Source organism: Allobosea sp. 05T438, from assembly GCF_056396025.1.
Genome location: NZ_JBFTKQ010000001.1, coordinates 39,156 through 51,369 on the forward strand (window position 1 = coordinate 39,156; position 12,214 = coordinate 51,369).

A 12,214-nucleotide genomic window follows, 5' to 3' on the forward strand; every position below is an offset into this window, starting at 1 on the left:
CCGCCCGGCAATTCCCAGGCTCGGACGATATCGTGAAGGCCTGCTTCAACTTCGGCTTCTGAAAGGCGCGTGAACTGGCTAGGCTGCCGGCACACGTCAATCCTGCCGGGTCCCGTCGATGCGCAGCCAAAAGATCATCCATGTCGTCGGCTGCCATGCCGCGGGCGAGGTTGGCGACGTCATCGTGGGCGGCGTCCAGCCACCTCCGGGCGAGACGATTTGGCAGCAGTCGCGCTTCATCGCCGCCGACGAAACCCTGCGGAACTTCGTGCTCAACGAGCCGCGCGGCGGAGTCTTCCGCCACGTCAACCTGCTCGTTCCGCCCAAGGATCCGCGCGCCCAGATGGGCTGGATCATCATGGAGCCGGCCGACACGCCGCCGATGTCGGGCTCAAACACGATCTGCGTCGCGACCGTGCTGCTCGACACCGGCATCCTGCCGATGCAGGAGCCGCACACCGATATCGTGCTGGAGGCGCCGGCCGGGCTGATCGAGATCCGCGCTACCTGCCGCGACGGCAAGGCCGAGGCGATCAGCCTGCGCAACGTCCCCTCCTTCGCAGCCCGGCTCGACGCGACGATCGAGGTCCCCGGCCTCGGCACGCTCACGGTCGATATCGCCTATGGCGGGGACAGCTTCGTCATCGTCGACGCGGCGCGTCTCGGCTTCGCGATCGCGCCCGACGAGGCCCGCGAGATCGCCGAAACCGGCATGAAGATCACCCGCGCGGCGAATGAGCAGCTCGGCTTCGTCCATCCCGGCGATACCGCCTGGGATCACATTTCCTTCTGCCAGTTCGCAGCCCCGGTCGAACGCATCGATGGCGTGCTGACCGGCCGCAATGCGGTGGCGATCCGCCCCGGCAAGATCGACCGCTCGCCGACCGGCACAGGCTGCTCGGCGCGGATGGCCGTGCTGCATGCGCGCGGACAATTGGGCGTCGGCGAGCGCTTCGTCGGCCTGTCGATCATCGGCTCCCGCTTCGACTGCGAGATCGAGGGCCTGACGCGCGTCGGCGATACGCCGTCGATCATCCCGCGAATCACCGGCAGCGCCTGGGTGACCGGCACCTCCCAGCTCATGCTCGATCCCGACGACCCCTGGCCCGCCGGCTACAGGCTCTCCGATACCTGGCCAAAACTCTGAGATGACGCGAGACTGACTGGGAAACGGTACAGCAGCCCTTGACACCTGCCGGTGCGATAGGGAATTTGGCCGCCGATGCGGGTGTAGCTCAATGGTAGAGCAGCAGCCTTCCAAGCTGAATACCCGGGTTCGATTCCCGGTACCCGCTCCAACTCCCTTCCCGACTGCATAAGCTGAGCCGGCCGCCCTCGGCGACGGATTGCTCCCACCACGCCTTCGGGTGTGCGGGCCGCGCGTGCTTCGGCCTTGAGGCGGCCGCCATGCCGGGCGCCGCCCCGGCCGACGAACGGAATTCTCCCGCCGGAGCCCCTGTCGTGGCGCTTTCCACCTCCGGCTCAACTGATCTTTGAAAAGCTGTTTCATTGACCGCGGGTCTCTCCGCAGAAACAATGACAGTATCGAGCGATATTCCTTTCGCTCCTTCGCGGGATTTGCTGGAGCAGCTTGCGCCGCGTCAACAACGCTAAAAGCACCACGATGAAATCGTGGGCTCCGAAGCACGGAGACACGCCGGCGATGCCGACCAACGTCACAGTCAGTTCTGCTGCCCCGCCGCGGAGGCGATGTTCCTGACGGAACGCCGGCGCCGCTGAGCGCCTGACGACTTCCTTTCCGAATTCGTTTTCCCTGCGACGCCGGCCTGCCGGCGAAGGAGACCTCATGTCTCGTGCGAACACCGATGGCAGCCCCGAAGCACGCAACCGGCTCTTCGCCGCAACAGAAGACGGCCGGGTCATCTCCCTTCCGGCTCGCCGCCATCATCCGACAGCGCGTCAGGCTCCCCCGCCCGGCGCCCCCGATCCGCAGTCTCCGTCAGAGGTTTCCATGGCGATCGTCTCGCTGACTCCCCCGGCTTCGCACGCTGCCATCCGACCAGCGGCGAGCGCTTCGCCGCCTGCGGGGGACGTCAGTCGCGAATTCAGGTCGGCGCTGCGCCATCTCGCCGGCGGCGTCTCCGTCATCACGACGGGGCGTGGCGATGACCGGACCGGCCTGACCGTGACCTCGCTGTCCTCGCTTTCGGCCGAGCCGCCAACCGTGATGTTCGGCGTCAACCTGTCGTCCTCCTCCTTCCCCGTGCTCAAGCGTCACCGCAGCTTTGGCGTGAACTTCCTCACCGCCGCGCAGAAGGAGGTCGCCGACCGCTTTGCCGGCCGCGCCGGCGAAAAGGGCCCCGCCCGCTATGCCGAGGCGCGGTGGAGCGAAGGCCGCACCGGCGCGCCCCTGCTCGAAGGCGCGCTGGCCGCACTGGATTGCGAGCTGGAAGAGCTGATCGAGCGGCACTCGCACGCCATCGTCATCGGCCGGGTGCGCGAGATCAGGCTCGGCGCCAACGATGCCGCCCTTCTCTACTGGCGCGGTGACTATGAGCGGCTCGGCTGGATGGCCGAGGAAGCCCGCACCGCGCTCGGCCTGCGCTCCCTCTGACCTTCGCGATACGGCTTTCCGACATGACCTATAGCCTCAGCCTGCTCGACAAGAGCCCGATCCTCGAAGGCGAGACCGCCGCCACGGCGCTGCAGCGCACGACGAGCCTCGTCCAGGCCGCCGAGCGTCTCGGCTATCGCCGCTTCTGGTTGGCGGAGCACCACGATTTCCCCGGTCTCGCCAGCCCGGCCCCCGAGGTGCTGGCGGCCTATTTGCTGGCGCGCACGCAGCGCATCCGCATCGGCACCGGCGGCGTGCTGCTGCCGCATTACAGCCCCTACAAGGTCGCCGAGATCTTCAACCTCCTGGCCTCGCTGGCTCCCGGCCGCGTCGATCTCGGCATTGGCAAGGCTCCCGGCGGCCTGCCCTTCGCGACCGAGGCCTTGCGGGTGCTCCATGATCCGGCGCGCTCGCCCTCGTTCGAGGCTCTGCTGGACGAGCTCGACACTTTCCTTGCCCCGCCAACCGAGGCACCCGGCCCGCAGGAGAAGGCCCGTGCCTTCCCGGTACCGCCCGTGACGCCGGAGCGCTTCCTGCTCGGCGCGAGTCCCGACAGCGCCCGGCAGGCCGGCGAACGCGGCTGGCACTTCGTTTTCGCCGGCCACCACAATGGCGACCCGAAGGCGATCGAGGTCAGCCTGAACGCCTATGCGAAAGCCGGCGGCCCGGCTGCACTGCTGCTCGCGGTTGCCGCCTTCGCCGCCCCGACGGCCGAGGAGGCACTCAGCCTGACGGAGAACCATCGCGTCGTCCGTCTCACGCTCGACAACGGCCAGAACCTCAATCTCGGCAGCGAGGAACAGGCGGCCGAATACGCCCGCCAGGCCGGCGCCGCCTCCTACAGCACAGAGATCCGCAAACCACACATCCTCGCCGGCACACCCGAGCAGGTCCGGCGCGAGCTCGACGCGCTGCATGCCCGCTTCGGCATCGCCGAATTCGTCATCGACACGCCGGTGGCCCTCACCGCCCGGCGCCTCGCCTCCGTGACGCTGCTCGCCGGTGAGACGCCGGCGCTGGCGGCCTGATCCCTCCCTCCCGAAAGGACACATCCATGTCCCGCACCCGCCTCACCTTCGGCCTGATGCTGCAGGGCGCCGGCAGCCACATGAACGCCTGGCGCCACCCGAGCAATCCGGCGGATGCCAGCGTCAATCTCGACTTCTTCATCCGCAACGCCCGCAAGGCCGAGGAGAACGGCATCGCCTTCGCCTTCGTCGCCGACGGGCTCTACATCAACGAAAAGTCGATCCCGCACTTCCTCAACCGCTTCGAGCCGCTGACCATCCTCTCGGCACTGGCGACGACGACCAGCAAGCTCGGCCTCGTCGGCACGGTCTCGACCTCCTACAGCGACCCCTTCACCATCGCCCGGCAATTCGCCTCGCTCGACCTGCTCAGCGGCGGCCGCGCCGGTTGGAACGCAGTGACCTCTCCGCTGGAGGGCTCCGGCCGCAACTACAGCCGCCCGCATCCCGAGCACGCGCTGCGGTACGAGATCGCGCATGAGTATCTCGACATTGCCAAGGGCCTCTGGGATTCGTGGGATGACGATGCCTTCCTGCGCGACCGCGAGAGCGGCCGCTTCTTCGACCGCGAGAAGCTCCACGCGCTCAATCACAAGGGCCGCTTCTTCCAGGTCGAGGGCCCGCTCAACATCCAGCGCTCGCAGCAGGGCCAGCCGGTGATTTTCCAGGCCGGCGCGTCCGATGCCGGGATCGGGCTCGCCGGCCGCCATGCCGATGCGGTCTTCGCCAACCATGTCCCGTTGGAGGAAGCGCAGAGCTTCTACCGCAGCATCAAGACCAGCGCCGTCGCCCATGGCCGGTCGGCCGACGAGGTCAAGGTCTTCCCGAGCGCCGGCCCCATCGTCGGGCGCACGCAGGCCGAGGCCGAAGAGAAATACCGGGCGATCCGTGACCTGATCTCGATCGACGACGCGCTCGCCTATCTCGGCCGCTTCTTCGACCATCACGACTTCAGCGCCTATCCGCTCGACGCGCCCTTCCCCGAGCTCGGCGAGATCGGCAAGAACAGCTTCCGCTCGACCACCGACCGCATCAAGCGCAACGCCGCCCTCAAGGGGCAGACTCTGCGTGAGGCCGCGCTGGAGGCCGCGACGCCGCGCAGCGACTTCATCGGCTCGGCCGAGGAGGTCGCCGACAAGCTGATCGGGCGCGTCGAAACACAGGCAGCCGACGGCTTCATCCTCGGCTTCCCGGTGATCGGCCAGGGCCTCGACGATTTCGTCGAGCTCGTCATCCCCGTGCTGGAGGCGCGCGGCGTCTACGACCGCAACCTGCCCGGCGCGACGCTGCGCGACCACCTTGGCCTGCCCCGCCGCGAGAGCCGCTACGCGGCGATCTCGGACCTCGCGCCGACGCGCCGCACCGGCTGAGCCGCCCCGCAACGATTTCACGGAAAGGCTCACGCCATGGCCGACGCGTTTTTCTACACCACCCCCCTGCATCCCCTCGCCCAGCCGCTGGTCGAGCAGCTCACCTGGGAATACGCCACCCGCTACGGCAGCTATTTCGGCGAGCCGCCGGGCGCCGAGATGAGCCGCTACCCGGCCGAGCTCTTCGCCCCGCCGGACGGCAATTTCGTGCTGCTGCTACGTGACGGCCACGCCATCGCCGGCGGCGCCTTCAAGCGCTACGACGAGCGCACCGCCGAGATGAAGCGCATCTGGACCCATAGCGACTTCCGCCGCCAGGGCCTCGCCCGCCGCATCGTCGTCGAGCTGGAGCTGCAGGCCATACGGCAGGGCTACGGCAAGATCTTCCTGACCACCGGCTTCCGCCAGCCGGAGGCCAAGGGCCTCTATCTGGAGGCGGGCTACACCCCGCTCTTCGACGTCTCGGCCGATCCCGAGACCTATGGCAAGCTGCCTTTCGAGAAGGAGCTTTCCGTCCTGCCGGCCTCGCTGCCGCGCCGGCCGGCCCCCCGCTCCTCGCTCAGCGCTGCCTGACGGGCCGCTCCTCCTTCTCACAAAACAAGAGCCAGCCATGACCCTCGCCAGCGACTTCGCGGGCTTGCCCGCGCACGCCCAGACCCCGGCACCACACCGAGATTTCAGCCGCTATCGCATCGTCCCGGCGCGCTATCCGGCACGCACCATCGGTACCATCTTCGCAGCGGTCGTGCTCTTCGCCGTCCTGAATTCGGTGCTGTCCAATCCGCGCTGGGGCTGGGACGTCTTCGCCGAATGGTTCTTCGCCGAGCCGGTTCTGGCTGGGCTTGGCCGCACGCTGCTGCTCACCCTGCTCGGCACCGTCTTCGGTTTCCTGCTCGGAACCGTGCTGGCGCTGGCGCGGGTCTCGGGCTCGCCGCTGCTCGCCTCGCTGTCCTGGGGCTATGTCTGGCTCTTCCGCTCGATCCCGCTGATCGTGCTGCTGCTGATCCTGAACAATCTCGGATATCTCTACAGCACGATCTGGCTCGGCATTCCCTTCACCGGGATCAGCTTCGGCTCCTGGCAGACGACACAGCTGATCACGCCCTTCCTCGCCGCCGTGCTGGGCCTGACGCTGAATGCCGCCGCCTTCTCCTCGGAAATCGTACGCGGCGGCATCCTCTCCGTCGACCAGGGCCAGTTGGAAGCCGCCGCGGCGCTCGGCCTGCCGCGCCGCCGCCAGGTCTCGCGCATCGTGCTGCCGCAGGCGATGCGGACAATCCTGCCGACCGCCTTCAACGAGGTCATCACCCTCGCGAAGGGCACCTCGCAGGTCTACATCCTCGCCCTGCCGGAGCTGTTCTACACCATCCAAGTCATCTACCGGCGCAATCTGGAGGTGATCCCGCTCCTGATGGTGGCGACGGTCTGGTACCTCGTCATCCTGAGCGTCCTCTCCTTCATTCAGCACCATGTCGAGCGCTATTACTCGCGCGGCGCCCTGCGCAATCCGCCGCCGTCGGTCATCGACCGCGCCCTGCGCTGGCTGGGCGGCAGCCGCATCGCGGCGGCGACGGCCGGTGGCGGCGTCGCGGTTCCGAGCCAGGCTGCGGCCTCGCAGGGCAAGGTCTCGCTCGCCACGCTCTCCCCGCGCAGCGGCGGCGAGATCCGCATCAGCCATGTCTCGAAGAGCTTCGGCCCGCTCAAGGTGCTCGATGACGTCAACTTGTCCCTGCGCCCGGGCAGCGTCACCGCGATCATCGGCCAGTCCGGCTCCGGCAAATCGACCCTGCTGCGCTCGATCAACCATCTGGAGCGCGTCGACGAGGGCTTCATCGCCATCGACGGCGAGCTGATCGGCTACCGGCAGGACGGCGAGACTCTCTACGAGCTGAAGGAGAAGGACATCCTCGTCCGGCGCGTCGACGTCGGCATGGTCTTCCAGAACTTCAACCTCTTCCCGCATCTGACCGCGATCGAGAACATCGTCGAGGCGCCGGTGACGGTGCGCGGTCTCTCCCGCGAGCAGGCTCTGGCCGAGGCGCAGGAACTCCTCGTCCGCGTCGGGCTGGCCGACAAGGCGCAGGCCTATCCGCGCCAGCTCTCGGGCGGCCAGCAGCAGCGCGTCGCCATCGCCCGCGCCCTCGCGCTCAAGCCGAAGGTCCTGCTCTTCGACGAGCCGACCTCGGCGCTCGACCCCGAGCTCGTCGGCGAAGTCCTCGACGTGATCAAGGAGCTCGCCCGCTCCGGCACGACACTGGTCATCGTCACCCATGAGATCGGCTTCGCCCGCGAGGTCGCCGACCAGGTCGTCTTCATGGAGGCCGGAAGAATCGTCGAGACCGGCGCCCCTGCCCAGATCCTCGGCACCCCCGATCACCCCCGCACCCGCGAATTCCTCGCCAAAGTGCTCTGACCTCCCCCCGCACAAGGAAACCGACCATGATCACGCGACGCGATTCATTGAGCCTTCTCGCCGGCGCCGCCTCGGCCGCCATCCTCCCCGCCAGGGCCTTCGCCCAGCAGGCGATCGACCTCTCGCCCGAACAGGCCGGCCGCCCGCGCGCGCAGATTGACGAGGAGGCGATCAAGCTCATCGCCAAGGATGCGAAGTTCGCGAAGGACGGCGTCTTCACCATCGCCAACACCGCCGGGCGCCTCCCCTTCGGCAGCTATGCCAACGACACCCGGACGATCATCGGCTCGGAGCCCGACATCGGCCAGCTCATCGCCGATGCGCTCGGCCGCAAGCTCGAGGTCGTACCGACCGCCTGGGCCGACTGGCCGCTCGGCGTCACCTCCGGCAAATACGACGCGGTGATTTCCAACGTCACGGTCACCGAGCAGCGCAAGGAGAAGTTCGACTTCTCGACCTACCGCAAGGACCTGCTCGGCTTCTACGTGAAGAAGGATAACGAGATCGTCATCCGCGAACCGCGGGACGTCGCCGGCCTCAAGGTCATCGTCTCGGCCGGCACCAATCAGGAGCAGATCCTGCTGCGCTGGAACGAGGCCAACATCAAGGCGGGGCTCAAGCCCGTCGAGCCCCAGTATTACGACGACGACGTCGTGCTCTATCTCGCACTCGAATCCGGCCGCGCGGACGCCTATCTCGGACCCAACGCCCTCCTGAGCTTCAAGGCAGCGCAGGAAGGCAAGACACGGCTCGCCGGCAACTTCAGCGGCGGCTGGCCGGTCCTCGCCGAGATCGCGGTGACGACGCGCAAGGGCGCCGGCCTGGCCGACGCGATCACCCATGCGCTCAACGGCCAGATCAAGAATGGCAACTACGCCAAGGCGCTCGCCCGCTGGAACCTCTCGGCCGAAGCCATCGAGCAGTCCCGCACCAACCCGCCGGGCCTGCCGAAGGCGTGAAAGCCTTCGAAGCCGCTGACCATTCACAGCCCTCGTCCTGAGGAGCGGACGAAGTCCGCGTCTCGAAGGGCGCTCCAGATGCCTCTCGAACCTCCTGGAGCATCCTTCGAGACGCCATTCCAAGGGAATGGCTCCTCGGGATGAGGGCTCGAAAAAGTCATTGGCGTGGCCTGATCGCGCCCCATCTGAAGAATTGGAGACCACCATGATTCCGCGACGGACACTCCTGTCGCTTCTCGTCGGCGCGCTCGGCGCCACGAGCCTGCCCGCCTTCGCCCAGCAGGCGCCCTTCGATCTTGGCCCCGAACAACCCGGTCGTATCCGCGCCGAGAAGGACCCGGCCGCCGTCGCCGCCGTTCCGAGGGGCTTCACTTTCGTCGAGCCCGGCGTGTTCACGGTCGGCATCAGCCCTGGCGGGCCTCCGCTTTCCACCTATGCCACCGATGCCAAAACCGTGGTCGGCGCGGATCCCGACTTCGCTCAGCTCGTCGCCGACAGCCTCGGCCTCAAGCTCAACCTCGTGCCGCTCGCCTGGGCCGACTGGCCGCTCGGACTGGCCTCCGGCAAATACGACGCCGTCATCTCGAATGTCGGCGTCACCGAGCAGCGCAAGGAGAAATTCGACTTCTCGACCTATCGCCAGGGCCTGCACGGTTTCTTCGTCAAGGCCGACAGCAAGGTCACCAGCATCAAGGAACCGAAGGACGCGGCGGGGCTGAGCTTCAGCGTCGGCGGCGGCACCAACCAGGAGCGCATCCTGGTCGAATGGAGCAAGCAGAATGTCGCTGCCGGCCTGAAGCCGCTGGAGCTGCAGCTCTTCGACGATGAGGCAGCGCGGCTCGTCGCGCTGCGCGCCGGCCGGGTCGACGTCGTCGTTCAGCCCCATGCCCAGCTCGTCTTCGTCGCCGCCCGCGACAAGGACATCAAGCGCATCGGCACGCTGAGCGCCGGCTGGCCGCTCAAATCCGATGTCGCGATCACCACCCGCAAGGGCAGCGGCCTCGTCGACGCGCTGACGCTCGCCACCAACAACCTGATCAAGAGCGGGAAATACCGGCAAGCCCTCGCCCGCTGGGGCATCGAGGAGGAAGCCGTGGAGCGCTCCGAGACCAACCCGCCCGGCCTGCCGAAGTACTGACATGACGAAACGACTGACATGACCAAGCTCTCGATCCGGCACATCGCCTTCCTGACACCGGGCAACTACGACGACGCCGATCCCCGCGGCGGACTCGAAGATTCGCTCTCGCTGTTCGAACATGGGGAAGCTGTCGGCTTCGACAGCGCCTGGGTGCGCCAGCGTCATCTCGAACCCGGCGTCTCCTCGGCGGCGACCTTCCTCGCCGCCGCGACCCAGCGCACGCGCCGGATCGGGCTCGGCACGGCGGTCATCCAGATGGGTTACGAGAACCCCTTCCGGCTGGCGGAAGACCTTTCGCTGGTCGATGTGCTCTCGGACGGGCGCTTGAACATCGGCTTGAGCGCTGGCCCGCCGCCCTTCGGCAAGCTGCTGGGCGATCGCCTCTTCGACGGTGATCCGGCGACGATCGATTTCTCGCATGCCCGCGTCGCGCGGCTCGCCGCGAATATCGAAGGCGGCTGGCTCGGCGATCCCGATACGCGCATCACCTCGGCCGCCGGCGAGCATCGGCCGCGGCTGCGCCCGCACGCTCCCGGCCTGCGCCAGCGTCTCTGGTACGGCGGCGGCTCGCTGCGTTCCGCGCGCTGGGCAGCGGAGAACGGCTTCCATCTGCTGGTCGGCAACATCAACATCGGCGAGGAAACCGATGATTTCTTCGAGGCGCAGCGGCGCCATATCGAGACGTTCCGCGAACTTTGGCGCGGCGCAGGCACACCGCGGATCGCAGTCGGCCGCGTCATCGTCCCGATCGACGGAGCAGACGCCGCGACGCGCCAGCGCTATCGCGACTACGCAGCCAGCCGCCACGCCCGCACCCTCGCCCCGCAGGGCGAACGGCGCACGCAATTCGCACCCGATCTCGTCGGATCAGCGGCCGAGCTGATCGAACAGCTTGCGGCGGACCCGATCCTGCCGCTCGTCGATACCTTACGGCTGGAGCTGCCCTACAACTTCCGCATCGACGACTACCGCCAGATCATCCGCGACTTCGCTGCCCTCGTCGCGCCGGCGCTCGGCTGGCGCGGAGGAGCTGAGCTGAAGGGAGCTGCCTGACCGGCTACCGCTCCTCGATAGCGAGCACGGCGAAGGTCGCGAGCCAGTGCTCGCCCATATAGTCGCCGGCGATATGCGGCAGACCGACTTCGAGATGCCGCCGCCCGGCATCGTCGATGACCGTGCGCCGCGCATCGCCCGCCGGCAAGGCCGCGGCGAGCGCGCTCCAGCACCAGGCCCGGCTGAGATTGAGCCCGTCGAGATGCGCGATCTTGCCGTCGGTCCGGTCGCTCACGGTGGCCGGCTTGAACAGAATGGCCGGCTTGCTCTGTGCGACATGCGGCAGGAAGCGCTCGAACCAGGGTATGAACCGTTCCGCCGGAAGCAGCCGGCGCATGCACTCCGCCTCGATCAGGGCGGAGGATTGGAAATCGTCCCCACTCGGCTCGCCCCAGGCCGGGCAGTCGACATCAGCGCCGTACCAGCGCAGCGCCGTCTCGCGCAGCAGCGTCAGGAACGCCCCGTCCTCAGTCGCCGCCGCATAGTCGGCAGCCATCCGCAGGCCGAAGGCGGTATTGAAATGCGTGCCGACGCGGACCGGATAGGTCGCGATCGGCAGGAAGTCGCGGAAGCGCTGCGCGAAGATCTCGGCGAGCGGCGCCAGTGCCCTGCCCCAGCGCCCATCGTCTAACCCGTCCAGCTCGGCGGCAAGCTTCAGCAGCCAACCCCAGCCATAAGGCCGCTTGAAGCCGCGCGCCGTCGGGGCAGCGAGATAGGCACATTCGACCGCGATCTTCTCCGGAACGAGCTGCGCATCGAACAGCGCCACGATATCGGCGGCGGCTTCCATATTTGGATAGCGCCGCAGCAGGCGGGCCAGCATCCAGTAGCTATGCACGCAGGAATGCCAGTCATAGCTGCCGTAGAACACCGGATGCAGCGCGCTTGGCGTGCGCGCATCCTCCGGCCCGGCCAAGGTGTGGTCCGGCTTGTTCGGATACTCCCGGCGGACATGGCCGAGCGCGATCCGGGCGAAGCGCAGCGCAATCTCTTCGGTCAGGGCGGGGGCGATCATGGCTTGGCTGTCTCCGGTTCGGCGCGACGCATCAGGAAGGCGATCAGGCGTGGGGTCATGTAGATGGGAAACTGCGTCGCCGCGAAGAAAAGCGCCATCGTCGGCGAGGTCGCGGCGCCGAGCGCCGACCAGACCAGCTCTGGCGCGGCTGGAGCGGGGCGAACTCGACGCCCTGATCGGCGGCCACCTGCCAGATTCAGCAATCTGCCTGCGCCGGCGCCTGATCGAGGAACGCTTCGTCTGCATCCGGGACGCTGCGCGCGCCGGAGGCGGAGCAGATATGACTCTGAGCGAGTATGCCGCCCTGCCCCACGCCCTGTTCTCGGCGGCCGGGGGCGACGGCCTGCCGAGCGCCATCGATACCGCCCTTGATCAAATGGGGCTGAGGCGCCGCGTCGCCGTCACCCTGCCCCATGTCGTCGCGGTTCCCTTCGCGGTAGCCGGCACCGATCTGGTCGCCACGATGGCCGAGCGGGTTGCCCGCCGCTTTGCAGCAAGCGCCGGCGTCGCAGTCTTGCCGCTCCCCTGCGAAGTGGCCGCCTTCGATATCGACCTGCTGCACGCACGGCGCGCGCTGGCGGACCCCGCGCTGCGCTGGCTCATGAATGCGATCGCCACTGCGGCCGCGGATTGATTCCACGGCTCGCGGCGCCGGAAGCC

At 67.9% G+C, this 12,214-nt stretch carries 11 protein-coding genes and 1 tRNA gene; 11 read left to right on the forward strand and 1 reads right to left on the reverse strand.

Translation table 11 applies throughout. From position 1 onward, the window contains the following. Window positions 1-118: 118 nt before the first annotated feature. From AC1DIN_RS00155 to AC1DIN_RS00200, 10 genes are all read left to right on the forward strand, one after another. On the forward strand, window positions 119-1,147 hold the full coding sequence (locus AC1DIN_RS00155) for a trans-3-hydroxy-L-proline dehydratase (RefSeq protein WP_476808252.1): 1,029 nt from the start codon (window positions 119-121) through the stop codon (window positions 1,145-1,147). A gap of 77 nt (window positions 1,148-1,224) precedes the next feature. Next, window positions 1,225-1,298 (forward strand) — tRNA-Gly (locus AC1DIN_RS00160). Between the two features lie 674 nt (window positions 1,299-1,972). Further along, window positions 1,973-2,575, forward strand: coding sequence for a flavin reductase family protein (locus tag AC1DIN_RS00165; RefSeq protein WP_476808253.1), 603 nt, complete (start codon window positions 1,973-1,975; stop codon window positions 2,573-2,575). 23 nt (window positions 2,576-2,598) lie between these two features. Then, complete coding sequence (locus AC1DIN_RS00170) at window positions 2,599-3,603, forward strand: MsnO8 family LLM class oxidoreductase (protein WP_476808254.1); 1,005 nt, start codon at window positions 2,599-2,601, stop codon at window positions 3,601-3,603. Window positions 3,604-3,629: 26 nt separating this feature from the next. Continuing rightward, on the forward strand, window positions 3,630-4,973 hold the full coding sequence (locus AC1DIN_RS00175) for an LLM class flavin-dependent oxidoreductase (RefSeq protein WP_476808255.1): 1,344 nt from the start codon (window positions 3,630-3,632) through the stop codon (window positions 4,971-4,973). Between the two features lie 36 nt (window positions 4,974-5,009). Then, window positions 5,010-5,546: a GNAT family N-acetyltransferase gene (locus AC1DIN_RS00180; protein WP_476808256.1), complete on the forward strand. Its 537-nt coding sequence runs from the start codon at window positions 5,010-5,012 to the stop codon at window positions 5,544-5,546. Window positions 5,547-5,583: 37 nt separating this feature from the next. Beyond that, a complete protein-coding gene (locus AC1DIN_RS00185) occupies window positions 5,584-7,386 on the forward strand; it encodes an amino acid ABC transporter permease/ATP-binding protein (RefSeq protein ID WP_476808257.1) in 1,803 nt (600 codons plus the stop codon). A 26-nt stretch (window positions 7,387-7,412) separates the two neighbouring features. Next, window positions 7,413-8,345 (forward strand): ABC transporter substrate-binding protein, encoded by a 933-nt coding sequence (locus tag AC1DIN_RS00190; protein ID WP_441471765.1) that lies wholly within the window; start codon window positions 7,413-7,415, stop codon window positions 8,343-8,345. Window positions 8,346-8,550: 205 nt separating this feature from the next. Beyond that, the gene (locus AC1DIN_RS00195) at window positions 8,551-9,483 is read left to right on the forward strand and encodes an ABC transporter substrate-binding protein (protein ID WP_441471764.1); all 933 of its coding nucleotides are present in this window, start codon (window positions 8,551-8,553) and stop codon (window positions 9,481-9,483) included. Between the two features lie 18 nt (window positions 9,484-9,501). After that, complete coding sequence (locus AC1DIN_RS00200; protein WP_476808258.1) at window positions 9,502-10,539, forward strand: LLM class flavin-dependent oxidoreductase; 1,038 nt, start codon at window positions 9,502-9,504, stop codon at window positions 10,537-10,539. A 4-nt stretch (window positions 10,540-10,543) separates the two neighbouring features. Here the strand turns inward: AC1DIN_RS00200 and AC1DIN_RS00205 are convergent, their stop codons facing one another. Continuing rightward, window positions 10,544-11,554 (reverse strand): DUF2891 domain-containing protein, encoded by a 1,011-nt coding sequence (locus tag AC1DIN_RS00205; protein WP_476808259.1) that lies wholly within the window; start codon window positions 11,552-11,554, stop codon window positions 10,544-10,546. Here AC1DIN_RS00205 and AC1DIN_RS00210 point away from each other — a divergent pair. Next, window positions 11,553-12,188 carry a LysR substrate-binding domain-containing protein gene (locus AC1DIN_RS00210; protein ID WP_476808260.1) on the forward strand — a complete coding sequence of 212 codons (636 nt, stop codon included), beginning with the start codon at window positions 11,553-11,555 and terminating at the stop codon, window positions 12,186-12,188. The two genes, AC1DIN_RS00205 and AC1DIN_RS00210, sit on opposite strands and share 2 nt — an antisense overlap. Window positions 12,189-12,214 lie beyond the last annotated feature (26 nt).

Bases quoted from the DNA above. Each gene is read 5' to 3' on its own strand.
- AC1DIN_RS00195 (WP_441471764.1), top strand. From the start codon at position 8,551: ATGATTCCGCGACGGACACTCCTGTCGCTTCTCGTCGGCGCGCTCGGC.
- AC1DIN_RS00180 (WP_476808256.1), top strand. From the start codon at position 5,010: ATGGCCGACGCGTTTTTCTACACCACCCCCCTGCATCCCCTCGCCCAG.
- AC1DIN_RS00210 (WP_476808260.1), top strand. From the start codon at position 11,553: ATGGCTTGGCTGTCTCCGGTTCGGCGCGACGCATCAGGAAGGCGATCA.
- AC1DIN_RS00175 (WP_476808255.1), top strand. From the start codon at position 3,630: ATGTCCCGCACCCGCCTCACCTTCGGCCTGATGCTGCAGGGCGCCGGC.
- AC1DIN_RS00190 (WP_441471765.1), top strand. From the start codon at position 7,413: ATGATCACGCGACGCGATTCATTGAGCCTTCTCGCCGGCGCCGCCTCG.
- AC1DIN_RS00170 (WP_476808254.1), top strand. From the start codon at position 2,599: ATGACCTATAGCCTCAGCCTGCTCGACAAGAGCCCGATCCTCGAAGGC.
- AC1DIN_RS00155 (WP_476808252.1), top strand. From the start codon at position 119: ATGCGCAGCCAAAAGATCATCCATGTCGTCGGCTGCCATGCCGCGGGC.
- AC1DIN_RS00165 (WP_476808253.1), top strand. From the start codon at position 1,973: ATGGCGATCGTCTCGCTGACTCCCCCGGCTTCGCACGCTGCCATCCGA.
- AC1DIN_RS00200 (WP_476808258.1), top strand. From the start codon at position 9,502: ATGACCAAGCTCTCGATCCGGCACATCGCCTTCCTGACACCGGGCAAC.
- AC1DIN_RS00185 (WP_476808257.1), top strand. From the start codon at position 5,584: ATGACCCTCGCCAGCGACTTCGCGGGCTTGCCCGCGCACGCCCAGACC.
- AC1DIN_RS00205 (WP_476808259.1), bottom strand. From the start codon at position 11,554: ATGATCGCCCCCGCCCTGACCGAAGAGATTGCGCTGCGCTTCGCCCGG.